Source organism: Pseudomonas sp. LF020 (genome assembly GCF_053456425.1).
On the sequence record NZ_JBRFIX010000011.1, the window covers coordinates 104,559 to 125,401 of the forward strand.

The 20,843-nt window shown below is 58.7% G+C and carries 20 protein-coding genes; 11 read left to right on the forward strand and 9 right to left on the reverse strand.

Annotated elements, in window-relative coordinates; all coding sequences use genetic code 11:
- Nucleotides 1-68: 68 nt before the first annotated feature.
- Nucleotides 69-383, forward strand: a complete 315-nt coding sequence (locus ACU680_RS23440) for a tetratricopeptide repeat protein (RefSeq protein WP_448180626.1) — start codon at nucleotides 69-71, stop codon at nucleotides 381-383.
- A 1-nt stretch (nucleotide 384) separates the two neighbouring features.
- On the opposite strand, the gene ACU680_RS23445 is transcribed toward ACU680_RS23440, so the two are convergent.
- The 3 genes from ACU680_RS23445 to ACU680_RS23455 form a co-directional block, all read right to left on the reverse strand.
- Complete coding sequence (locus ACU680_RS23445) at nucleotides 385-624, reverse strand: PilZ domain-containing protein (protein WP_367082219.1); 240 nt, start codon at nucleotides 622-624, stop codon at nucleotides 385-387.
- A gap of 110 nt (nucleotides 625-734) precedes the next feature.
- The gene (locus tag ACU680_RS23450; protein WP_003220227.1) at nucleotides 735-1,622 is read right to left on the reverse strand and encodes a lysophospholipid acyltransferase; all 888 of its coding nucleotides are present in this window, start codon (nucleotides 1,620-1,622) and stop codon (nucleotides 735-737) included.
- 40 nt (nucleotides 1,623-1,662) lie between these two features.
- Nucleotides 1,663-2,220, reverse strand: coding sequence for a DNA-3-methyladenine glycosylase I (locus ACU680_RS23455; protein WP_098966431.1), 558 nt, complete (start codon nucleotides 2,218-2,220; stop codon nucleotides 1,663-1,665).
- An 81-nt stretch (nucleotides 2,221-2,301) separates the two neighbouring features.
- Between ACU680_RS23455 and glyQ the strand changes: the two genes are divergently transcribed.
- The 4 genes from glyQ to ACU680_RS23475 all read left to right on the forward strand — a co-directional run bounded on the left by glyQ (nucleotide 2,302) and on the right by ACU680_RS23475 (nucleotide 6,712).
- Nucleotides 2,302-3,255: a glycine--tRNA ligase subunit alpha gene (gene glyQ, locus ACU680_RS23460; RefSeq protein WP_003187265.1), complete on the forward strand. Its 954-nt coding sequence runs from the start codon at nucleotides 2,302-2,304 to the stop codon at nucleotides 3,253-3,255.
- Complete coding sequence (gene glyS, locus ACU680_RS23465; RefSeq protein WP_448180627.1) at nucleotides 3,252-5,306, forward strand: glycine--tRNA ligase subunit beta; 2,055 nt, start codon at nucleotides 3,252-3,254, stop codon at nucleotides 5,304-5,306. The genes glyQ and glyS overlap by 4 nt, the downstream gene beginning before the upstream one ends.
- A gap of 4 nt (nucleotides 5,307-5,310) precedes the next feature.
- Entirely contained in the window at nucleotides 5,311-5,850 is a 540-nt protein-coding gene (gene gmhB / locus ACU680_RS23470) for a D-glycero-beta-D-manno-heptose 1,7-bisphosphate 7-phosphatase (protein WP_448180628.1), read from the forward strand.
- Nucleotides 5,851-5,932: 82 nt separating this feature from the next.
- Complete coding sequence (locus ACU680_RS23475; protein ID WP_448180629.1) at nucleotides 5,933-6,712, forward strand: lysophospholipid acyltransferase family protein; 780 nt, start codon at nucleotides 5,933-5,935, stop codon at nucleotides 6,710-6,712.
- 168 nt (nucleotides 6,713-6,880) lie between these two features.
- Here ACU680_RS23475 and ACU680_RS23480 read toward each other — a convergent pair whose 3' ends face one another.
- Nucleotides 6,881-8,413: a sensor histidine kinase gene (locus ACU680_RS23480; protein WP_448180630.1), complete on the reverse strand. Its 1,533-nt coding sequence runs from the start codon at nucleotides 8,411-8,413 to the stop codon at nucleotides 6,881-6,883.
- A 168-nt stretch (nucleotides 8,414-8,581) separates the two neighbouring features.
- Here ACU680_RS23480 and ACU680_RS23485 point away from each other — a divergent pair, with 168 nt between their 5' ends.
- Complete coding sequence (locus tag ACU680_RS23485; RefSeq protein ID WP_367082213.1) at nucleotides 8,582-9,319, forward strand: response regulator transcription factor; 738 nt, start codon at nucleotides 8,582-8,584, stop codon at nucleotides 9,317-9,319.
- A 47-nt stretch (nucleotides 9,320-9,366) separates the two neighbouring features.
- Here ACU680_RS23485 and ACU680_RS23490 read toward each other — a convergent pair whose 3' ends face one another.
- The 5 genes from ACU680_RS23490 to dnaA form a co-directional block, all read right to left on the reverse strand.
- Nucleotides 9,367-9,885 (reverse strand): Hcp family type VI secretion system effector, encoded by a 519-nt coding sequence (locus ACU680_RS23490; protein WP_007960762.1) that lies wholly within the window; start codon nucleotides 9,883-9,885, stop codon nucleotides 9,367-9,369.
- A gap of 234 nt (nucleotides 9,886-10,119) precedes the next feature.
- Nucleotides 10,120-12,537, reverse strand: coding sequence for a DNA topoisomerase (ATP-hydrolyzing) subunit B (gene gyrB / locus ACU680_RS23495; protein WP_007960764.1), 2,418 nt, complete (start codon nucleotides 12,535-12,537; stop codon nucleotides 10,120-10,122).
- A gap of 5 nt (nucleotides 12,538-12,542) precedes the next feature.
- Complete coding sequence (gene recF, locus ACU680_RS23500) at nucleotides 12,543-13,646, reverse strand: DNA replication/repair protein RecF (RefSeq protein WP_400764831.1); 1,104 nt, start codon at nucleotides 13,644-13,646, stop codon at nucleotides 12,543-12,545.
- Between the two features lie 14 nt (nucleotides 13,647-13,660).
- Nucleotides 13,661-14,764, reverse strand: a complete 1,104-nt coding sequence (gene dnaN, locus ACU680_RS23505) for a DNA polymerase III subunit beta (protein WP_003220202.1) — start codon at nucleotides 14,762-14,764, stop codon at nucleotides 13,661-13,663.
- Nucleotides 14,765-14,803: 39 nt separating this feature from the next.
- Nucleotides 14,804-16,327, reverse strand: a complete 1,524-nt coding sequence (gene dnaA / locus ACU680_RS23510; RefSeq protein ID WP_367082210.1) for a chromosomal replication initiator protein DnaA — start codon at nucleotides 16,325-16,327, stop codon at nucleotides 14,804-14,806.
- Between the two features lie 566 nt (nucleotides 16,328-16,893).
- Between dnaA and rpmH the strand changes: the two genes are divergently transcribed.
- The 5 genes from rpmH (at nucleotide 16,894) to mnmE (ending at nucleotide 20,821) form a co-directional block, all read left to right on the forward strand.
- Nucleotides 16,894-17,028 carry a 50S ribosomal protein L34 gene (gene rpmH / locus ACU680_RS23515; RefSeq protein ID WP_003213577.1) on the forward strand — a complete coding sequence of 45 codons (135 nt, stop codon included), beginning with the start codon at nucleotides 16,894-16,896 and terminating at the stop codon, nucleotides 17,026-17,028.
- 16 nt (nucleotides 17,029-17,044) lie between these two features.
- Complete coding sequence (gene rnpA / locus ACU680_RS23520; protein WP_202962695.1) at nucleotides 17,045-17,446, forward strand: ribonuclease P protein component; 402 nt, start codon at nucleotides 17,045-17,047, stop codon at nucleotides 17,444-17,446.
- Nucleotides 17,439-17,684: a membrane protein insertion efficiency factor YidD gene (yidD, locus tag ACU680_RS23525; protein WP_080761984.1), complete on the forward strand. Its 246-nt coding sequence runs from the start codon at nucleotides 17,439-17,441 to the stop codon at nucleotides 17,682-17,684. Before rnpA ends, yidD begins: the two co-directional genes overlap by 8 nt.
- Before the next feature lie 2 nt (nucleotides 17,685-17,686).
- Nucleotides 17,687-19,369, forward strand: a complete 1,683-nt coding sequence (yidC, locus tag ACU680_RS23530) for a membrane protein insertase YidC (protein WP_027610285.1) — start codon at nucleotides 17,687-17,689, stop codon at nucleotides 19,367-19,369.
- An 81-nt stretch (nucleotides 19,370-19,450) separates the two neighbouring features.
- The gene (gene mnmE, locus ACU680_RS23535; protein WP_448180631.1) at nucleotides 19,451-20,821 is read left to right on the forward strand and encodes a tRNA uridine-5-carboxymethylaminomethyl(34) synthesis GTPase MnmE; all 1,371 of its coding nucleotides are present in this window, start codon (nucleotides 19,451-19,453) and stop codon (nucleotides 20,819-20,821) included.
- Nucleotides 20,822-20,843 lie beyond the last annotated feature (22 nt).

Sequence of the window (20,843 nt, forward strand, 5' to 3'; positions counted from 1 at the left end):
TGGGAGCTGGCTTGCCAGCGATGGCGGCACCGCAGATCTTTCTGACGCACTAGAAAAGGACTCCACCAATGCTCGAATCCCTGGAAAAAATGCTCGCCAAGGGTGTGGATAACTCATTGCTGCGCTTTGGCCTGGGCAAGGGTTATCTGGATTTGGGAGAGAACGCCAAGGCCGCCGAGCATTTACAGCGCTGTGTCGGCTTTGACCCGAAGTACTCGGCAGCGTGGAAGCTATTGGGCAAGGCGCAACTGGCATTGGGCGAGCATGCCGCCGCCCGGCAAGCGTGGGAGCAAGGTCTGGAAGCCGCCCGCGCGCATGGCGACAAGCAGGCTGAAAAGGAAATGACGGTGTTTCTGAAGAAGCTCGACCGTCAGGCGCAATAAGCTAGAGATAACGCAGGCCGATGCCCTCGGCATCCACCGTCACCACTTCCATTCGCACCCGTGGCGCGCCGGTGGGTAAATCCTGCACCTGGCCATAAACCACCGCGCCTTTGGGCAGTGAAGCCAGGCCTGGATGCTGGACATACACCCCGGTGGCCGACAGATTGCGCGTCTGACCCAGGCATTCGCCGAAGCTGTCGTGGGTGATCTTGATGCGGAAGGATTTGCGTTGTTCGGACATCTTTATGCGCCCTTGAATGAACGGGGTTGTGGATAAGCCGCAGAAGCAAGATCAAAAGATCGCAGCCTGCGGCAGCTCCTACGGGTTATCCACAGAGTGTGCCAACTTGCTCAGTACCAGCGCGCTTCGCCCGGTGGGCGTTTCTTGAAGCGCTTCATGCTCCACATGTATTGGCTTGGATAGGCGGCAACGTAGCGTTCGACCACTTTGCTCATGGCCGCGCAGGATTCCTCAGTGTCGGTGCTGTACATGGCTTCTGGCGCTGCTTCGAGGATCACTTTGTAGCCGGAACCGTCCGGCAGGCGCAGGGCATGCAGGAACACCCCGACCGCTTTGCCGCCGGCAAGCATGTTCGGCACGAATTTGCTGGTCAGTGCCTGAGTGGCGAAGAACGGCACGAAGATCCCCGCGGATTCGGCCGGTTCCGGGTCAGCCGGAATGCCCACTGCACCACCTTTGCGCACTTCCTTGATGACGCTGAGAATGCCTTCCTTGGTGGAAGCGGCGACCTTGTTGCCCAGTTGCACGCGCTGTTTGCGCAGCAACTCATCCACCGCCTTGAGCTTCGGCGGACGGTAGAAAATGATCGGTTTGCACTGGCTGCAATAGAAGTGGTTGAGCACTTCCCAGTTGCCCAGGTGACTGGTGATGCCGACCACGCCTTTGCCCGAGGCCAGCGCCTCCTTGAGGATGTCCAGGCCTTCGACTTCGCGCACCAGATCGATCGAGCGCTGCGCCGGCCAGATCCACGCGCAGGCGCTTTCGGTCAGGGATTTGCCGATGTCTTTCAGGCTCTGGCCAACCAGGCGCTCGCGCTCGGCCGGGTCCATCTGTGGAAAACATTTGGCGAGGTTGATCCGCACCACATCGCGGGAGCGGTTGGGGGTTTTCCACATGATCCAGCCGATCGCCGAACCCACGGCCTGCACGGCCCGCCATGGCAGCAGGGCAAACAGCCGCAGAGCGCCTACCAGCAAGGCGCCTTTAAACTTTTCCACAGGTCACTCCTGATTTTGTGCTGTGCGCGAGGCGGCCATTCTAACCGCCGTTGACCAGCTGCGCGTAGCGGTCACAGTCCTGAGTGTGATCCATGACCATGCCCGAAGCCTGCATCAGTGCGTAGCAAATGGTCGGGCCGACGAACGTGAAGCCGGCCTTTTTCAGGGCTTTGCTCATCGCCAGCGCTTCGGGGGTGATCGCCGGGACTTCGCTGCGATCCTTGAAATGATTGATGATTGGTCGGCCGCCGACGAACGACCAGAGGAACGCTACCGGGTCCTCCAGCGCCAGCCAGGCCTGGGCATTGCGTCGGGCGGCATTGAGTTTGAGGCGGTTGCGGATGATCCCCGGATCGAGCATCAGTTCATCGATCTCGGCGTCGCTCATCTGCGCCACGCGCTGCACGTCGAAGCCGTACAACACCTCGCGGTAGCGCTCGCGTTTGCGCAGCACGGTGATCCACGACAGCCCGGCCTGGAACCCTTCGAGCAAAAGCAACTCGAACAAACCCTGCGCATCGCGTAGCGGCGTGCCCCACTCCTGATCGTGATAAGCCATGTACAGCGGATCTTCGGTACACCAAAAGCAGCGTGGCATAAGGCTCCAGGGGGCGTGCGCAGCAACGAATCGGGTATACTCCCGCTCTTTAAATCGCAGCCCAAGAAACAGGTGAATTTCGTGAGCCAGCCTACGCCAGCCGTGCGTACCTTCCAAGACTTGATCCTCGCGCTCCAGCAATACTGGGCCGAGCAAGGTTGTGTGGTACTTCAGCCCTACGATATGGAAGTAGGCGCCGGCACTTTCCACACCGCGACCTTCCTGCGTGCCATCGGCCCGGAAACCTGGAACGCCGCGTACGTGCAGCCAAGCCGCCGTCCGACTGACGGCCGTTACGGCGAAAACCCGAACCGTCTGCAGCACTACTATCAGTTCCAGGTCGTCCTGAAGCCGAACCCGGACAACTTCCAGGAACTGTACCTGGGCTCGCTCAAGCATGTCGGTCTGGACCCGCTGGTCCACGACATCCGCTTCGTCGAAGACAACTGGGAATCGCCGACCCTCGGCGCCTGGGGTCTGGGCTGGGAAGTCTGGCTGAACGGCATGGAAGTGACCCAGTTCACCTACTTCCAGCAGGCCGGCGGCATCGAGTGCTACCCGGTGACCGGCGAGATCACTTACGGTCTCGAGCGTCTGGCCATGTACCTGCAGGGCGTGGACTCGGTCTACGACCTGGTCTGGGCTGACGGTCCGTTCGGCAAGGTGACCTACGGCGACGTGTTCCACCAGAACGAAGTGGAGCAGTCCACCTACAACTTCGAACACGCCAACGTCGACAAGCTGTTCGAACTGTTCGACTTCTACGAAAGTGAAGCCAAGCGCCTGATCGAACTCGACCAGCCGCTGCCGTTGCCAAGCTACGAAATGGTCCTGAAGGCCTCGCACACCTTCAACCTGCTGGATGCGCGCCGAGCGATCTCGGTGACCGCGCGTCAGCAATACATCCTGCGCGTACGCACCCTGGCGCGTTCCGTTGCGCAAGCCTATCTGCTGGCCCGCGCCAAGCTGGGCTTCCCGATGGCAACCCCGGACCTGCGTGACGAAGTACTGGCCAAGCTGGAGGCTGCACAATGAGTGCTCAAGATTTTCTGGTTGAACTGGGCACCGAAGAACTGCCGCCAAAAGCCCTGAACACCCTGGCTGAAGCGTTCCTCGCCGGTATCGACAAGGGCCTGCAAGCTGCCGGCCTGAACTACGAAAGCAAAACCGTCTACGCCGCACCGCGGCGTCTGGCCGTACTGATCACTGCACTGGCCACCCAGCAGCCGGATCGCAGCATCAACCTCGACGGCCCGCCACGTCAGGCTGCCTTCGATGCCGAAGGCAACCCGACTCAGGCAGCCCTGGGCTTTGCCAAGAAGTGCGGCGTCGAGCTGAGCGAAATCGACCAGAGTGGTCCAAAACTGCGTTACAGCCAGAACATCGCCGGCAAGCCGACCGCAAGCCTGCTGCCGACCATCGTCGAAGATTCGCTGAACGACCTGCCGATCCCGAAACGCATGCGTTGGGGTGCGCGCAAGGAAGAGTTCGTGCGTCCGACCCAATGGCTGGTGATGCTGCTCGGTGACCAGGTCATCGACTGCACCATCCTCGCGCAGAAGGCTGGCCGCGAATCCCGTGGTCACCGCTTCCACCACCCGGAAAGCGTGCGCATCGGTTCGCCGTCGAGCTACCTGGCTGACCTGCGTGCCGCCTACGTGCTGGCCGACGCCAACGAGCGTCGCGAGATCATCAGCAAACGCACCGAAGAACTGGCGACCCGTCAGGAAGGCACCGCGATCGTGCCGCCGGCGCTGCTCGATGAAGTGACCGCGCTGGTCGAATGGCCGGTGCCGCTGGTGTGCTCGTTCGAGGAACGCTTCCTCGACGTGCCGCAGGAAGCGCTGATCACTACCATGCAGGACAACCAGAAGTACTTCTGCCTGCTGGATGCCGACGGCAAGTTGCTGCCGCGTTTCATCACCGTCGCCAACATCGAATCCAAAGACCCGCAGCAGATCATCGCCGGTAACGAGAAAGTGGTTCGCCCACGCCTGACCGACGCCGAGTTCTTCTTCAAGCAAGACAAGAAGCAGAAACTCGAAGACTTCAACCTGCGTCTGCAGAACGTGGTGTTCCAGGAAAAACTCGGCAGCGTCTACGACAAGGCCGAGCGCGTTTCGAAACTCGCGGCCTACATTGCCGCGCGGATCGGCGGCAACGCTTCGTGGGCGGCCCGTGCCGGCCTGCTGTCGAAGTGCGACCTGGCCACCGAAATGGTCGGCGAGTTCCCGGAGATGCAAGGTGTCGCCGGTTACTACTACGCCCTCAATGACGGCGAGCCGGAAGACGTCGCGCTGGCGCTGAACGAGCAATACATGCCACGCGGTGCCGGTGCTGAACTGCCGGCGACCCTGACCGGTGCAGCCGTTGCAATCGCCGACAAGCTCGACACCCTGGTCGGCATCTTCGGTATCGGCATGCTGCCAACCGGCAGCAAGGACCCGTATGCCCTGCGCCGTGCGGCCCTCGGCGTGCTGCGGATCCTGATCGAGAAACAACTGGATCTGGACCTGAATGACGCCGTGGCGTTCGCCGTGAGTGCGTTCGGCGCCAAGGTCAAGGCTGCCGGTCTGAACGACGCGGTGCTGGAATTCATCTTCGACCGTCTGCGTGCACGCTACGAAGACGAAGGCGTCGATGTCGCCACCTACCTGTCGGTACGTGCGCTGAAGCCGGGTTCGGCGCTGGACTTCGACCAGCGCGTACAAGCGGTGCAAGCCTTCCGCAAACTGCCGGAAGCGGCAGCGCTGGCGGCAGTCAACAAGCGTGTATCGAACCTGCTGAGCAAGGTGGAAGGCTCGGTGCCGACCGACGTCCAGGCCAAATACTTCGACAACGCCAACGAGTTCTCGCTGTACTCGGCGATCCAGCAAGCGGATCAAGCGGTGCAGCCAATGGCCGCAGCGCGTCAGTACAACGAATCGCTGGCGCGTCTGGCGGCATTGCGTGAGCCGGTCGACGCGTTCTTCGACGCGGTGATGGTCAATGCCGAAGACGCCAACGTGCGGGCCAACCGCTATGCGCTGCTGGCGCGTCTGCGTGGCCTGTTCCTCGGGGTTGCCGACATTTCGCTGCTGGGTTGAGGGATTGCTGTTGAAACTGCTGATTCTCGATCGGGACGGAGTGATCAATTACGACTCCGACGCTTACATCAAGTCGGTGGAGGAGTGGATTCCGTTGCCCGGCTCGATCGAAGCGATTGCGCAGTTGAGCAAGGCCGGCTGGAAGGTGGCGGTTGCCACCAACCAGTCGGGCATTGCTCGCGGCTATTACGACCTCGCCACCCTCGACGCCATGCACGCGCGCTTGCGCACGCTGGTGGCAGAGCAGGGCGGTGAAGTCGGGCTGATCGTGTATTGCCCGCATGGGCCTGACGAGGGTTGCGATTGCCGCAAGCCGAAGCCGGGGATGTTGCAAACCATCGCGGCGCATTACAACGTGGCGCTGACGAATGTCTGGTTCGTCGGCGACAGCCTTGGTGACCTGGAGGCCGCCAAAGCCGTCGATTCACAGCCCGTTTTGGTAAAGACCGGGAAAGGCGAAAAGACTCTGGGCAAGACCCTTCCGGTCGGCACCCTGATTTTTGACGATCTGGCGGCGATTGCCGCAGAACTTATCCACAACTAGAGTACTTCTGAAGTTCCTGACCAGGGATTGATCGGGAGTGCGCTTGAACAGTCGGGCATTGCCCGTAACGGTAAACGTCGCCATGTCGATACTGCAGGCCATCAGAATTTTTCTCTTTTACCTGCTGCTGGGCACTACTGCCTTGCTGTGGTGCAGCCTGAGCTTTTTTATCGCGCCCTTTTTGCCGTTCAAGGCGCGTTATCGTTTCATCAATGTGTACTGGTGCCGTTGTGCCTTGTGGTTGACCAAGGTGTTTCTCGGCATTCGTTACGAGATCAAAGGCGCGGAAAACGTGCCGGACCGGCCCTGCGTGATTCAGTCGAACCACCAGAGCACCTGGGAGACGTTCTTTCTCTCCGCTTATTTCTCGCCCTTGAGCCAGGTGCTCAAGCGCGAATTGCTGTACGTGCCGTTCTTCGGCTGGGCCATGGCCATGCTGCGGCCGATCGCGATTGACCGCGACAACCCGAAAGCCGCGCTCAAGCAAGTGGCGGCCAAGGGCGATGAGCTGCTCAAGGACAACGTCTGGGTATTGATCTTCCCGGAAGGCACCCGCGTTCCCCACGGCACTATTGGCAAGTTCTCGCGCAGTGGCAGCGCATTGGCAGTCAATGCGGCGCTTCCGGTGCTGCCGATTGCACACAATGCCGGCAAATTCTGGCCAAAAATCGGCTGGGGCAAGAGGCAGGGTGTGATCACCGTGGTCATCGGCAAGCCGATGTATGCCGAAGGGAGTGGCCCGCGCGCCATCGCCGAGTTGAACGACCGGGTACAAGCCTGGAACGAACAGACTCAGCGCGAAATGGGTTCGCTGCCACCAGCACCGCAGGCACCTGCCGCGAATGATCAGGTGGCTGTCTGAGATTTTGTGGATAACCTGTGTACGGTTTTGTTGAAAAAGCCTGAATATTGAAAGTAACCGATTGATTTACTTATATATTTCTCAAGCTCATAAAACACCGTAAAAGGTGCATAAGTTTTTTTCGGAAGTAAAAGAACCGGCTGATATAGCCGGTTTTTTTGTGCCTGTTCACTCGCAGATCAGCGGTAACTGCAGCCGGAACGTGGTGCCTTGATCGACAATACTGCGGCACTCGATATTACCGCCATGATGGTCGACCACTGCCTTGACCATCGACAGCCCCAACCCGACGCCATCAATCCCCTGCGCCGACGAAAAGCGCCGGTACTGGGTGAACAGATCCGGCAGCTCATCGGCGGCAATGCCTTTGCCCTGATCGGTCAATTCACAGCACAGCCACTCGCCCTGGCAACTGACGTTCAATTTGATCGTTGTATCAGGCGGGCTGTACTTGACCGCGTTTTCCAACAGGTTGAACAAGGCGCGGGTCAGCAGGCCTTGGTCAGCGTTGATCAGACGCTCCTGGGATTGTTCATCCATTTGATGAAGCAACTTGATGCTTTTCTGCTGGGCGATGGGCAACGCCTGATCCAGCACGTCCAGTACCAGCATCGCGAACAGACTGGGCTGGAACTGGTAAGCCTCAGACTCGGCCCGCGCCAACAGAACGAAACCGTCAGTCAGATCGAGCGCCCGGCGTACCTGGCGCTCGATCTGCTCGAACAGCGGTGAGTCCGCTCCGGCTTGATGGCGATGCACATCGAGCAGGGCCAAAATCGCCGAATGCGGGGCGCGCAGATCGTGAGATAGAAAACGCAGCAAGACCCCGCGCTGTTCTTCTGCGGCGCGTTCGGCGCTCAGATCGGTGAGGCTCAGCAGCCAGCCGATGGGAGTATCGCCATCCACCGGCAGCAATGCCGCGCGCTCCAGACGCAAGCTGCGTTCCTTGTGATCGCGAAACTCCAGCAGCGTCAGGTCCGACAGCGCCGGGCGTGGTTCTGTGGACAACTCCGGGTAACCAAGGCGGGCCAGTTGCTTGAGAACGTCGTCGCCAACCAGAGGATGATCGAACAATACGCGGGCCTTGCGGTTTCCCAGCAGAATCTGCCCCTTGGGATCGCTGATCAGCGTCGCCACCGGCAGGTATTCCAGACCGTCGGCAATGAAGCGTCGAGTATCGCGCGTGCGGCTCATGGCTTGCTCCAGTGCCATGATCTGGCGCTGCAGCTGATCAGCGCTGGTGAATTGCGCACGACGGCGCTCCGGAAATACTTTCGGCTCGCGGTCCAGTCGCGCCAGCTCCCAGCCAAAGTACGTCAGCACCACGCTCAGGCGCCGCCAGTTCCAGATCAGGTAACCGAACAACATGCCGAGCGCTGCTGGAGTCGGTGACCACCAGTGCCTGACTTCCGCCAGCCCGGCGCTGGTCAGCAGCACACAAGCCACACCGCACGATGTTACCCAGATCGCCCAGCGCGGGCGCCACAGCAGCAATCCGAGTACGCAGGCTACCAGCCCTACCGAAAGCAACGCACTCCACATCGGTACCACGTCGTGCAGATTGATCTGCGCGCGATACGACAACAAGGCAGTCAGCGGCAACAGCACTAGACTTATCCACACCCACTCACGCACCAGCCGTCGAAACAGGCGCTGGACCTGACTCGGCTCGCGGCTTTCGCGTCGACGCGGGCTATTCATGGCAAACAGGGAGGTGGGCAGTGAATGGTTTCATGGACCACAGGTCTGAGGACGTAGATCCGAAGAATCATAGCGGACGTCGACCGATGATGGACGGCTTACTTTTACCGCACAGGCCAGACCGTTATGGTTGCCGGCCACTGCCCAAGCAACAAGGAACCCACGCGTATGCGCGTTGCGATACTGGACGATGAACCTGCCGAACTGCGGCGGGTCGAGCAAACCCTGCAGCAAATGGCTGCGGAGGGAGATCAACCTTGGTCGTTGCACAGCTTTGAACGGGGCGAGGACCTGCTGCGCCAATTGCGCCGGGACACTTTCGACCTGCTGATCCTCGACTGGCAACTGCCCGACCTGACCGGCCTGGCGCTGCTGCGCTGGACCCGCGAACACATGGAGTCGCCGCCCGCCGCTATCATGCTGACCAGCCGCGACGGCGAAAGCGATATCGTCCAGGCGCTGAACGCCGGTGCCGACGATTACGTCAGCAAACCGTTCCGCCCCAACGAGCTGAAAGCCCGAGTCGCCGCTGTACTGCGCCGGCACAGCCAGCAACGCAATAGCGCTGCCGAAGTCCTGAGCTTCAATGACCTGACCTTCGACGACGCCGAACTGAGCGTCACCCGCGAGGGCAAGGCCGTGGTCATGACGGAGCGTGAATACCGCCTGGCGCGCTGCCTGTTCAGTAACCTGGGTCGGCCGTTGTCGCGAGAGTACTTATACGAACGCTTCTGGCCCCACGAAGAAGTCGCTTCGTCGCGGCCGCTGGATACGCACATCTACCGCCTGCGCAACAAACTGGGGCTGACGGCGGATCGGGGTTGGCAGTTGCTGACGATTTATGGGTATGGGTATCGGTTGGAGAGTGTATCTGCGACAGCTGCTGACAGCATGATGCAGTCGTAAGGTGAATCGACCAGTCAAACTGGTCGATATTTGGCAGCCCGAGAGTGTCAGTTGACCAAAGGTGCACGCCAGTCATCTGAACCCGTCGTGCCGCAAATTTCATGCGTCCAGATGATTTTACGATACGTGAAATGTACGTCTTCCAACTGTGTGAAGTGCGCCATATTCATATCTTGGCAATTCGGCATTCTGGAATTCACTTCCACAATAACGGCGTCTACCAATTCAATACTGAAAAAATGTTCTTGTTTACCTGAAGCGGAAGTTCGATACCAGGCAATATGACAATTGTCCAAGACTTCGCCACTGGTCAAGGCGCTGAATATCAACGGGGATGCCTTGTCGAAAACCTTGGTAACCATGAGCGGCTTATGCACCCGCTGACCGGTGGGTTGGCCGGATTGAGGGTCACGTGGAATGATGATTTGATGGCTGAAAGCTTGTACCAAAATCTGATCTTCGTGCCCTTCCTGGTAGGTATTACCCACTGAATCTGCTGTAAAAGCTCCAGCACTGATTAAACCTTGTCGATTACCATTGATCGTCAAATACGCAGGTGTTGGCATAACTAAGTTCCCTGTTTGATTCTAGACACTGACAATGCTTCACCTGTGCCGTAGGGCAGTTAGCGAAGCGGCTGTAAGATAAATAGAACCGATCCAGATATATGTAGGAAGAGTCTCTCCTCTACGAAGGGATAGTCTTAAAATTTGCAGGATTTAATCCAACAAGAAAGAACCAAAAAAAAGCCAGCGCATAGCGCTGGCTTTTTTTTCGTGCGTTAGCGATGGGACGATGGATCAGAAATCCAGATTCGAAACCGCCAGAGCGTTGCTCTCGATGAAGTCACGGCGAGGTTCGACCGCATCACCCATCAGGGTGTTGAAGATCTGATCCGCGCCAATGGCGTCTTCGATGGTGACTTTCAGCATGCGGCGCACGCTTGGGTCCATGGTGGTTTCCCACAGCTGATCCGGGTTCATTTCGCCCAGACCTTTGTAGCGCTGGATGGTGTGGCGCTTGGTGCTTTCGGCCATCAGCCAGTCGAGGGCTTCCTTGAACTCGGTGACCGCTTTCTTGCGCTCGCCACGCTGGATGTACGCGCCTTCGTCGAGCAGGGTGCTCAGTTGAGCGCCGAGGGTGACGACGGTCTTGTAGTCGTTGCTGCCGAAGAAGTCGCGGTTGAAGGTGACGTAGTTCGACAAGCCGTGGGAGATCAACTCCACCTCTGGCAGCCACACGCCACGTTCACGGTCTTCACGCAGGCTGGCCTTGTAGACCAGGCCCGACTTCTCGACGGTGCGCAGACGCACTTCGTACTGGGCCAGCCAGTCCTGCATCTTGGCGTGGTCGCCGAGCATTTCCAAGCTCACGGCCGGCAGGTAGATGAAGTGTTCGGTCAGCTCCTGCGGGTACAGGCGGGACAGACGCTTGAGGGTCTTCATCACCATGCGGAAGTCGTTCACCAGACGCTCGAGTGCTTCACCGGAAATGCCCGGGGCCTCTTCGTTCAGGTGCAGGCTCGCATCTTCCAGGGCCGACTGCGTCATGTACTCTTCCATGGCATCGTCGTCTTTGATGTATTGCTCTTGCTTGCCTTTCTTGACCTTGTACAGCGGCGGCTGGGCGATGTAGATGTAGCCGCGCTCGATCAGCTCCGGCAACTGACGGAAGAAGAAGGTCAGCAGCAGGGTACGGATGTGCGAACCGTCGACGTCAGCATCGGTCATGATGATGATGTTGTGATAGCGCAGCTTGTCGATGTTGTACTCTTCGCGACCGATACCGCAGCCGAGTGCAGTGATCAGCGTGCCCACTTCCTGGGACGAGATCATCTTGTCGAAGCGTGCTTTCTCGACGTTGAGGATCTTGCCCTTCAGCGGCAGGATCGCCTGGGTCTTGCGGTTACGTCCCTGCTTGGCAGAGCCGCCCGCGGAGTCACCTTCCACGAGGTACAGTTCGGACAGCGCAGGATCTTTTTCCTGGCAGTCAGCGAGCTTGCCCGGCAGGCCGGCGATGTCCAGCGCGCCTTTGCGGCGGGTCATCTCACGGGCCTTGCGCGCCGCTTCACGGGCACGGGCCGCGTCGATCATCTTGCCGACGACCAGCTTGGCTTCGTTCGGGTTTTCCAAAAGGAAGTCGGAGAAGTACTTGCCCATCTCCTGCTCGACCGCGGTCTTCACTTCGGAAGACACCAGCTTGTCTTTGGTCTGCGAGCTGAACTTCGGATCCGGCACTTTCACCGAGATGATCGCGGTCAGACCTTCGCGGGCATCGTCACCGGTAGTCGCGACTTTGTGCTTCTTCGCCAGACCTTCCTGCTCGATGTAATTGTTCAGGTTGCGCGTCAGCGCGGAACGGAAACCCACCAGGTGAGTACCGCCGTCGCGCTGTGGAATGTTGTTGGTGAAGCACAACAGGTTCTCGTTGAAGCTGTCGTTCCACTGCAGGGCGATTTCCACGCCGATGCCGTCTTCACGCTGGATGTTGAAGTGGAACACCTGGTTGACCGCAGTCTTGTTGGTGTTCAGGTATTCAACGAACGCACGCAGGCCGCCTTCGTATTTGAACAGCTCTTCCTTGCCGCTGCGCTCATCCTTGAGGACGATGCCGACACCGGAGTTGAGGAAGGATAGTTCACGAATGCGTTTGGCCAGGATGTCCCAGCTGAAGTGAATGTTCTTGAAGGTTTCGCTGGAAGCCTTGAAGTGGATCTGGGTGCCGGTGGTTTCGCTGTCGCCAACGATGGCCATCGGTGCCTGAGGTACGCCGTGGACGTAGGTCTGTTCCCAGATCTTGCCGCTGCGGCGTACGGTCAATACCAGCTCTTCGGACAGAGCGTTCACTACCGATACACCTACACCGTGCAGACCGCCGGATACCTTGTAGGAGTTATCGTCGAACTTACCGCCAGCGTGGAGGACGGTCATGATGACCTCGGCGGCGGAAACGCCTTCCTCTTTGTGCACGTCTACCGGGATGCCACGGCCGTTGTCTTTAACGGTGATGGACTCATCCGGGTGGATGATGATGCTGATGTCGTCGCAGTGGCCGGCGAGGGCTTCGTCGATCGAGTTGTCGACCACCTCGAACACCATGTGGTGCAGACCGCTGCCATCGTCGGTGTCACCAATGTACATACCGGGACGTTTGCGTACGGCATCCAGGCCTTTCAGCACTTTAATGCTCGTTGAGTCGTACGTATTTTCTTCGCTCAATGCCTTCACTCCCGATGGTCGTGGGTCTGGGTGATACGGCCCTGTTCCACGTGGAACAGAGCGACTGGCGTTTCCGTCTGCCAGCCTTCCCTCAATAATTCGTGATCTACACAGGTAATGAAAACCTGGCAGCGTAAGTCTTCCAGCAAGCGGCACAGCGCGCGACGGTGGCTCTCGTCCAGCTCGGACGGCAAGTCATCCACCAGATAAATACACTGGCCGCGTCGGGCCTGGCTCACCAGATGCCCTTGGGCAATTCGCAAGGCACAGACCACTAGCTTCTGCTGACCCCGGGACAAGATGTCCGCGGCGTTGTGCGCGCCCAATCTAAGGCGCAAGTCAGCGCGTTGCGGTCCGGCCTGGGTATGACCCATTTGCTGGTCCCGGTGCACGGACCCAGCCAATACGGCACTCAATTCCCGGTCCTTGTCCCAGCCTCGGTAATAGCTGAGCGTCAAACCTTCAAGCTCAACCAGTTCGCTCAAGGTTTGTTCAAAGACTGGTTTCAAGGCTTTGATGTAAGCGCGGCGGTATTCATCGATTTCAGCGCTGGCCTGGCACAGTTCCCTGTCCCAAACCGCTTGCGAAACGGCGTCAAGTGTACCATGCCGCAGCCAGGAGTTTCTCTGGCGCAAGGCCTTCTGCAAACGCTGCCAGGTCGCCATGAAACGCGGTTCGACGTGGAACACACCCCAATCGAGAAACTGCCGGCGAATCTTCGGCGCACCTTCGAGCAGGCGGAAGCTGTCGGGGTTGATCAGTTGCAACGGCAGGATCTCGGCCAGTTGCGCAGCGCTGCGGGCGTTCTGCCCGTCGATGCGGATCTGGAACTCGCCCTGACGGTCGCGAGATATCCCCAGTGCACTGTGGCCACCCTCGGCCAGTTCGACCTGACCGAATACGGTGCAGGCAAGTTGCTCGTACTGGATAACCGGCAACAGCCGCGTGCTACGAAACGAACGGGCAAGCCCCAGCAGATGAATGGCTTCCAGAACACTGGTTTTGCCGCTGCCGTTGGCGCCGTAAAGAATGTTGATGCGGGGGGAGGGGGAGAAGGTCACCGGGTGCAGATTGCGCACCGCGGTGACCGAAACACGACTTAAGGACATCCAGAATCAGCTGATTACAGACGCATCGGCATGACAACATAAGCCGAGTCGTCATTGTCGGACTCTTGCACCAGCGCACTGCTGTTGGAGTCGGACAGGATCAGGCGAACCTGTTCGGTGGTCATCACGCCCAGCACGTCGAGCAGGTAGCTCACGTTGAAGCCGATTTCCAGCGAACCGCCGTTGTATTCAACGCCCACTTCTTCTTCCGCTTCTTCCTGCTCCGGGTTGTTGGCCTGGATCTTCAACTGACCGTTGGCCAGTTGCAGACGGATGCCGCGGTATTTCTCGTTGGACAGGATCGCAGTACGGCTGAACGCTTCACGCAGGGCCTGACGATCGCCCAGTACCAGCTTGTCGCCACCCTTCGGCAGAACGCGCTCATAGTCCGGGAACTTGCCGTCGACCAGCTTCGAGGTGAAGGTGAATTCGCCGGTGGTGGCGCGGATGTGGTGCTGACCCAGAACGATGCTGACGTTGCCATCCGGCTCGGTGAGCAGCCGCGCCAGTTCCAGAATGCCTTTGCGCGGCACGATCACCTGGTGACGATCCGGCTGACCGATATCGGCCTGCATCGAGCACATGGCCAGACGGTGACCGTCGGTAGCCACGGCGCGGATCACACCGGCCGAGACTTCCAGGAGCATGCCGTTGAGGTAGTAGCGCACGTCCTGCTGGGCCATGGCGAAGCTGGTGCGTTCGATCAAACGACGCAGCTTGCTTTGCTCCAGGCTGCAGGTCAGGGAACCCGGGCCTTCTTCAACCGTCGGGAAATCGTTGGCCGGCAGGGTCGACAGGGTGAAACGGCTGCGACCGGCCTTCACGACCAGCTTCTGCTCGTCGACCTTGATGTCGATCAGCGCGTCGTTGGGCAGGCTCTTGCAGATGTCCATCAGCTTGCGCGCAGGCACGGTAATGGAACCGGTTTCGGCCGGCTCTTCGAGTTGCACGCGACCGACCAGTTCGACTTCCAGGTCGGTACCGGTCAGCGACAGTTGCTGGCCATCGACGACCAGCAGCACGTTGGACAGTACCGGCAAGGTCTGTCGGCGCTCGACGACGCCTGCGACCAGTTGCAGGGGTTTCAACAGGGCTTCGCGTTGAATGGTGAAATGCATGGTCTAGTCCCTTGCCTTAATAAGCTGCGCTGGTGTTCATCAAGTGGTCAGTGTACGCAGCAGGTTCTTGTAGTCCTCGCGGATGTCCGCGTCGGATTCCTTAAGTTCGTTGATCTTGCGGCAAGCGTGCAACACCGTCGTGTGGTCACGACCACCAAACACATCGCCGATTTCCGGCAGGCTATGGTTGGTCAGCTCCTTGGACAGCGCCATGGCCACCTGACGCGGACGTGCCACCGAGCGCGAACGGCGCTTGGACAGCAGGTCGGAGATCTTGATCTTGTAGTACTCGGCGACGGTGCGCTGAATGTTATCCACAGAGACCAGTTTGTCCTGCAGTGCCAACAAGTCTTTCAGGGATTCGCGGATCAACTCGATGGTGATGTCGCGGCCCATGAAGTGCGAGTGGGCGATCACGCGTTTCAGCGCGCCTTCCAGCTCACGGACGTTGGAACGAATTCGCTGGGCAATGAAGAACGCCGCGTCGTGAGGCAACTCGACTTTGGCCTGGTCGGCCTTTTTCATCAAGATCGCCACGCGGGTTTCCAGCTCCGGCGGCTCGACGGCAACCGTCAGGCCCCAGCCGAAGCGGGATTTGAGGCGCTCTTCAAGGCCTTCGATTTCTTTAGGGTAGCGGTCACTGGTAAGAATGACCTGCTGGCCCCCTTCAAGCAGGGCATTGAAGGTGTGGAAAAACTCTTCCTGGGAACGCTCTTTACGGGCGAAGAACTGAATGTCGTCGATCAGCAGAGCGTCCACCGAACGGTAGAAACGCTTGAACTCGTTGATCGCGTTCAGCTGCAACGCCTTGACCATGTCGGCCACGAAGCGCTCGGAATGCAGGTACACGACCTTGGCATTCGGGTTCTTCTTTAATAGATGGTTACCCACTGCGTGCATCAAGTGGGTTTTACCCAAGCCGACGCCGCCATAAAGGAACAGCGGGTTGTAGCCGTGCTTGGGATTGTCCGCCACCTGCCAGGCCGCCGCGCGGGCGAGCTGGTTGGACTTGCCTTCGACGAAATTCTCGAAGGTGAAGGTACGGTTCAGGTAACTGGTGTGCTTGAGCGCGCCTTCGACCTGAACGGTGCGCTGTTCGGCGCGAACCGGGGCCTGTTGCGAGGCCGCACCGGCCATCGGGTCAAAGCTGTCGCGGGACGGCTCTTCACTGACTTCCTCGGTTTTCTGCGTCGAGCGCTTGGCCGGGGCCGCACTTGGAGCGGGCGCTGGCGTACTGGCCGGCGCGGTATTGGCCTGAGCCTGGGACACCTGCGCAGCGGCCAACGGCGCATTCGGCGCGGCACGCGGTGCCGAACTGCGTTTGCTGCCTATTAATAAGGAAAGCGCTGGCGCCATGCCGTTGCCGTGCTCATCCAGCAGTTCAAGGACGCGACCGAGGTACTTTTCGTTGACCCAGTCCAGCACAAAACGGTTCGGTGCGTAGACGCGCAACTCGTCGCCTTCGGCTTCGACCTGTAGTGGACGGATCCAGGTGTTGAATTGTTGGGCAGGCAGCTCCTCGCGCAAAAGCTCCACGCACTGCTGCCAAAGTTCCACTGACACGGATATCCCCTAAGTTGAAAGCCGGTGAGGCAAAAACAAGCGGCCATTGTAGCGGCGAGCTGTCCACTTATCCACATGCAGGTTGTGTGGTGACCATGATTAATCAATGCGTTAACCGGAAAAAAGGCGACCAACGGCGTGTGCATAAGCTCTGTGGATAACCGCCTCTGAGGGCACTGGACAACTGGGGGTGGAACTCGATGGATAACCAGCCTGTGGATAACAGGCCATTCCACACACAGGTTATCCGACAGCGCAGCACAGGCTGAACACGGTTTTCCACTGTAGTTGTCATTCTCTGTACATCATGCTGTACAAGGGCTGAAGATGGTTATCCACAGAAGAGCGCGGCCCTAGCTTTTACAAGCTTTACAGAAAAGCTTTAAATAATTTCCTTCTTTATTTTTATGTCTGGCAAACAGGTTTTCGGTTCCGGAAGCTCCAGAGATCTATTTATAAGGAAACGCTGGTTGGAAATTGACCTGAAGGCTTGCTTTCTCTAGAATCCCCGGTCTCTTAAAACGGGGGCCATTCCGGCCCGTTGTGGACGAACCAGGTAACACGACATGAAACGTACTTTCCAACCAAGCACTATCAAACGCGCTCGTACCCACGGTTTCCGTGCTCGCATGGCTACCAAGAACGGTCGCGCTGTCCTGTCGCGTCGTCGCGCCAAAGGTCGTGCGCGTCTGGCAGTTTGATAATCCGGTACTGGAGGTGAGTCAGGACTTCAGTCGGGAAAAGCGTCTGCTTACCCCCCGGCATTTCAAGGCAGTCTTTGACTCCCCTACCGGCAAGGTTCCGGGGAAAAATCTCCTGCTCCTTGCGCGCAACAACGATCTTGATCACCCCCGTCTCGGGCTGGTTATCGGGAAAAAGAGCGTAAAGCTCTCCGTCGAGCGCAATCGCCTCAAACGTCTGATGCGCGAATCGTTCCGTCTGCACCAGGATGCTCTGGTCGGCTGGGATATCGTTATCGTCGCGCGCAAAGGTTTGGGCGACGTAGAAAACCCCGAATTGATTCAGCATTTCGGCAAGCTCTGGAAGCGTCTGGCCCGTAACAAGCCAGTTCCAGCGGTCAAAACCGAAACTGTAGGGGTAGACAGTCCAGATGCGTAAACTGGCACTCGTTCCGATCCAGTTTTATCGCTACGCCATTAGTCCTTTGATGGCCAGTCACTGTCGTTTCTACCCCAGTTGTTCTTGCTACGCGTATGAAGCCATCGAAAATCATGGCCTTCTGCGCGGTGGCTGGCTGGCCTTTCGTCGTTTAGGTCGCTGTCATCCGTGGAATCCCGGTGGTTATGACCCGGTTCCACCTATCCCTACCTCCCGTTCTTCTTCGATGGCCGAGTAATCATGGATATCAAACGCACGATCCTGATCGTCGCCCTGGCAATCGTGTCCTACGTTATGGTTCTTAAATGGAACCAGGACTATGGCCAGGCTGCCCTGCCGACTCAGAATGTTGCTTCCAGTACGACTGCATCCGGTTTGCCGGACACCGTTCCTGGCAATAACGCTTCCGCCAGTGACGATATTCCGCGTGCCGCCAGCGATACCAGCGCACCTGTGGAAACTCCGGTCGCTGCCAGCAAGGATCTGATCCAGGTCAAAACCGACGTGCTCGATCTGGCGATCGATCCACAGGGCGGTGACGTTGCTCAACTGACTTTGCCACTGTATCCACGTCGTCAGGATCGTCCTGATGTGCCGTTTCAGCTGTTCGACAACGGCGGCGAGCGTACTTATCTGGCACAAAGCGGCCTGATCGGCACCAACGGTCCGGACGCTAGCCCGGCCGGTCGTCCGGTTTACGCCTCGGAGAAGAAAAGTTATCAACTGGCTGACGGTCAGGACCAACTGGTCGTCGACCTGAAGTTCAGCAAGGACGGCGTCAACTACATCAAGCGTTTCACCCTGAAACGCGGCCTGTATGACGTGACCGTGACCTACCTTGTGGATAACCAGAGTGCTCAGCCTTGGTCGGGTTCGATGTTCGCCCAACTGAAGCGCGACGCCAGTGCCGATCCTTCGTCGACCACTGCCACCGGTACCGCGACTTACCTGGGCGCCGCCCTGTGGACAAGTTCCGAGCCGTACAAGAAAGTGTCCATGAAAGACATGGACAAAGGTCAGCTCAAGGAAACCGTCACCGGTGGCTGGGTAGCCTGGCTGCAACACTACTTCGTGACTGCATGGGTTGCGCCGAAGGGCGAAAACAACATCGTTCAGACGCGTAAGGACAGCAAGGGCAACTACATCATCGGTTACACCGGTCCTTCGCTGACCGCTGCACCGGGCGCGAAAGTTGAAACCAGCGCCATTCTGTACGCCGGTCCGAAAAGCCAGGCCGTACTGAAACAGTTGTCCCCAGGTCTGGAACTGACCGTCGACTACGGCATTCTGTGGTTCATCGCCCAGCCAATCTTCTGGTTGCTGCAACACATCCACGCGATTGTGGGTAACTGGGGCTGGTCGATCATCTTCCTGACCATGCTGATCAAAGGGATCTTCTTCCCGCTGTCGGCTGCCAGCTACAAATCCATGGCGCGCATGCGTGCCGTTGCGCCGAAACTGGCTGCACTGAAAGAGCAACATGGCGATGACCGGCAGAAAATGTCGCAAGCCATGATGGAGCTGTACAAGAAAGAGAAGATCAACCCGCTGGGCGGCTGCTTGCCGATCCTCGTGCAGATGCCGGTTTTCCTTTCGCTGTACTGGGTTCTGCTGGAAAGCGTGGAAATGCGCCAAGCGCCATTCATGCTGTGGATCACTGACCTGTCGATCAAAGATCCGTTCTTCATCCTGCCGATCATCATGGGCGCGACCATGTTCATCCAGCAGCGTCTGAACCCGACTCCACCGGATCCGATGCAGGCGAAGGTCATGAAAATGATGCCAATCATCTTCACCTTCTTCTTCCTCTGGTTCCCTGCAGGTCTGGTGCTGTACTGGGTTGTGAACAACTGCCTGTCGATTGCCCAACAGTGGTACATCACGCGTAAGATCGAAGCGGCGACGAAAAAAGCCGAGGCGTAACTTACTCTGTGGATAACACCACTCAAAACGCCCCCTAGTGGGGCGTTTTGCTATCTGCCACATTTGTCTGGATTCCGGTTTATGAGCGCACCTCGTGAAACCATCGCCGCTGTCGCCACCGCTCAAGGTCGCGGCGGTGTCGGCATCGTCCGTATTTCCGGGCCGTTGGCCAGCGCTGCGGCCAAAGCCATCAGCGGCCGTGAACTGAAACCGCGTTACGCGCATTACGGTCCGTTTTTCAGTGCTGATCAGCAGGTACTGGACGAAGGTCTGGCACTGTATTTCCCGGGGCCGAACTCGTTTACCGGCGAAGACGTGCTTGAACTGCAGGGGCACGGTGGCCCGATCGTTCTCGATATGCTGCTCAAGCGTTGCCTGGAACTGGGTTGCCGTCTGGCTCGCCCGGGTGAATTCAGCGAGCGCGCGTTCCTCAACGACAAACTGGACTTGGCTCAGGCCGAGGCAATCGCCGACCTGATCGAGGCCAGTTCTGCACAGGCTGCACGCAATGCTCTGCGCTCCTTGCAAGGCGCGTTTTCCCAGCGTGTGCATAATCTCACCGAACAACTGATCGGCCTGCGCATCTACGTCGAAGCCGCCATCGACTTCCCGGAAGAGGAAATCGACTTCCTCGCCGATGGCCACGTGCTGAGCATGCTCGACAAGGTACGTGAAGAGTTATCCACCGTGCTGCGTGAAGCCGGGCAGGGCGCGTTGTTGCGAGATGGCATGACGGTGGTGATCGCCGGTCGTCCAAATGCCGGCAAGTCCAGCCTGTTGAATGCCCTGGCTGGCCGCGAAGCCGCGATCGTGACCGAAATTGCCGGCACCACCCGGGATATCCTGCGCGAACATATCCACATCGACGGCATGCCGTTGCACGTGGTGGATACCGCCGGTCTTCGCGACACCGACGATCATGTGGAAAAGATCGGCGTCGAACGTGCATTGAAAGCGATCACTGAAGCGGATCGGGTGCTGCTGGTAGTCGATGCCACCGCGCCGGAAGCTGCAGATCCGTTTGCCCTATGGCCGGAATTCCTCGAGACCCGTCCGGATCCGGCGAAAGTTACCTTGATCCGCAACAAGGCGGACCTGACAGGTGAAGCGATTGCCCTGGAAGTCAGCGACGATGGTCACGTGACCATCAGCCTCAGTGCCAAAGCCGCCGGCGATGGTCTGGAGTTGCTGCGCGAACACCTCAAGGCCTGCATGGGCTATGAGCAAACCTCGGAAAGCAGCTTCAGTGCCCGTCGCCGTCATCTGGAGGCTCTGCGCCACGCCAGTGCAGCGCTGGAACATGGTCGCGCACAGCTGACGTTGGCCGGTGCCGGTGAACTACTGGCCGAGGATTTACGTCAGGCCCAGCAATCTCTGGGAGAAATCACCGGGGCTTTCAGTTCCGATGACCTGCTTGGCCGGATCTTTTCCAGCTTCTGCATCGGTAAATGACTAAAGGGGCTGTGGACAATTT

Bases quoted from the DNA above. Each gene is read 5' to 3' on its own strand.
- ACU680_RS23440 (WP_448180626.1), top strand. From the start codon at position 69: ATGCTCGAATCCCTGGAAAAAATGCTCGCCAAGGGTGTGGATAACTCA.
- ACU680_RS23445 (WP_367082219.1), bottom strand. From the start codon at position 624: ATGTCCGAACAACGCAAATCCTTCCGCATCAAGATCACCCACGACAGC.
- ACU680_RS23455 (WP_098966431.1), bottom strand. From the start codon at position 2,220: ATGCCACGCTGCTTTTGGTGTACCGAAGATCCGCTGTACATGGCTTAT.
- glyS (WP_448180627.1), top strand. From the start codon at position 3,252: ATGAGTGCTCAAGATTTTCTGGTTGAACTGGGCACCGAAGAACTGCCG.
- ACU680_RS23475 (WP_448180629.1), top strand. From the start codon at position 5,933: ATGTCGATACTGCAGGCCATCAGAATTTTTCTCTTTTACCTGCTGCTG.
- ACU680_RS23480 (WP_448180630.1), bottom strand. From the start codon at position 8,413: ATGAATAGCCCGCGTCGACGCGAAAGCCGCGAGCCGAGTCAGGTCCAG.
- ACU680_RS23485 (WP_367082213.1), top strand. From the start codon at position 8,582: ATGCGCGTTGCGATACTGGACGATGAACCTGCCGAACTGCGGCGGGTC.
- ACU680_RS23490 (WP_007960762.1), bottom strand. From the start codon at position 9,885: ATGCCAACACCTGCGTATTTGACGATCAATGGTAATCGACAAGGTTTA.
- recF (WP_400764831.1), bottom strand. From the start codon at position 13,646: ATGTCCTTAAGTCGTGTTTCGGTCACCGCGGTGCGCAATCTGCACCCG.
- dnaN (WP_003220202.1), bottom strand. From the start codon at position 14,764: ATGCATTTCACCATTCAACGCGAAGCCCTGTTGAAACCCCTGCAACTG.
- rpmH (WP_003213577.1), top strand. From the start codon at position 16,894: ATGAAACGTACTTTCCAACCAAGCACTATCAAACGCGCTCGTACCCAC.
- yidD (WP_080761984.1), top strand. From the start codon at position 17,439: ATGCGTAAACTGGCACTCGTTCCGATCCAGTTTTATCGCTACGCCATT.
- yidC (WP_027610285.1), top strand. From the start codon at position 17,687: ATGGATATCAAACGCACGATCCTGATCGTCGCCCTGGCAATCGTGTCC.
- mnmE (WP_448180631.1), top strand. From the start codon at position 19,451: ATGAGCGCACCTCGTGAAACCATCGCCGCTGTCGCCACCGCTCAAGGT.